The following is a 1,474-nucleotide window of genomic DNA, read 5'->3' as shown; positions in this document are numbered from 1 at the left end:
CGGTGATGCTGCGCCCACCGTGCTCGCGCGAGGCCGTCGCGTGGTCGGCGCCGGCCACCCGCTCGAACTGCGGCCAGTCGACGAACTCGAGCACCGGCTCCCGGCCGAACCAGGCCGCCACCCCGTCGGCCAGCCCGCGCATGGTCATCGCCTGCTCGGCGACGACGTGGAAGCTCGAACCGATCGCGGCCGGCCGGGTCAGCGCACGCTCGAAGGCCTGCGCGACGTCGTCGGCGTGCACGTGGTGCAGCACGCCGAGGCCGTTGTCCGGCAGGGCGAGCGACTTGCCGAGCGCGAGGGCGGTCCAGACCCGCGGGTCGAGGTTGCCGGCCGGGGTGATCGCCGGCCAGCCGGGACCGCTGATGTGGCCGGGATGCAGGACCACGGAGGGTACGCCGCCGGCGATCGTCTCGCGGTGCAGCAGCGCCTCGATCTCGGCCTTGGCGACGCCGTACTCGCCGTAGGGGGTGCGCGGCTCGTCCTCGGTGATCGGCACCCGCAGCGCCGGGCCGTGCACCCAGATGGTGCCGCAGTGCAGCAGCAGCGGGCGGCTCGGCCGCAGCGCGTCGACCAGCTTCCGCGCGGAGTCGGCGGTGAAGCAGACCAGGTCGACCACGGCGTCGGGCCGCAGCGCGGCGATCCGCTCGCCGAAGGTGCCGGCGGCGTCCTCGGCGTTGCGGTCGGCGACGATCCGCTCGACGGCCCGCCACTCGATGGACGCGTGGTAGGGATCGCGGGTGCCGCGGCTGAGCGCGACGACCTGATGGCCGGCCCGCACCAGCCGGGGAACGAGGTAGGTGCCGATGTGCCCGGTGGCTCCGATGACGACGACGCGACTCATGGGGCCAGTCTGTCACCGTTCCGGTGCCCCCTGAGAGGGCTCGATCTTGGCTAGGATCCCCGCCGTGCAAGCGCTACCTCCCCTCGTCACCGACACGGCCGCGCTCTGGCCCGCCTACGGTCACTTCCTCGCCGCGCTCAAGCGGTACGACTGGACGGCCTGCCGTGCCGTGCTCGACGCCGTGAGCCCGGTCGAGCGGACCCGGCTGATCCGCTCCGGCGCCGACGAGCCGGGGCTGGAGGAGTGGCTGCGCGGCGTGATCCGCCACGATCCGCGCGACGGCGCCGCGTTCGCCCTGCTCGGCCACCACCTGACCGTGGTCGGGTGGAACATCCGCTCCACGTCGCTGGCCAAGGACGTCAGCCGCGAGCAGTGGCAGGGCTTCACCGAGTGGCTGAACAAGGCCGAGCAGGTGATGATCGAGGGCTGCGCCCGCAACCCGGAGGACCCGGCGATCTGGACCGTGCGGCTGACCTCCGCCCGCGGCATCTCGCTCGGGATCGACGAGGAGACCCGCCGCTACAACCGGGTCGCGGCGATCGACGAGCACCACCTGCCGGCCCAGGGTGACCACCTGGAGCAGCTGTACCCGAAGTGGGGCGGGAGCTGGGAGAAGGCGCACGGGTTCGCCCG

1 protein-coding gene and 1 pseudogene are annotated in these 1,474 nt (G+C 73.4%); one reads left to right on the top strand and one right to left on the bottom strand.

What is annotated here, in order from left to right:
• Window positions 1-841 (bottom strand): NAD-dependent epimerase/dehydratase family protein (locus tag AB0M20_RS43145; RefSeq protein WP_364307253.1); only part of this gene is annotated, 841 nt, incomplete at its 3' end.
• Between the two features lie 64 nt (window positions 842-905).
• On the opposite strand from AB0M20_RS43145, the pseudogene AB0M20_RS43140 reads away from it, so the two are divergent.
• Window positions 906-1,474, top strand: a pseudogene (locus tag AB0M20_RS43140) (hypothetical protein); the annotation flags it as partial.

Source organism: Actinoplanes sp. NPDC051633, from assembly GCF_040681735.1.
GTDB lineage: Bacteria > Actinomycetota > Actinomycetes > Mycobacteriales > Micromonosporaceae > Actinoplanes.
Note: the sequence above shows the minus strand (reverse complement) of the source record. Positions and strands in the feature narration are given on the sequence as shown.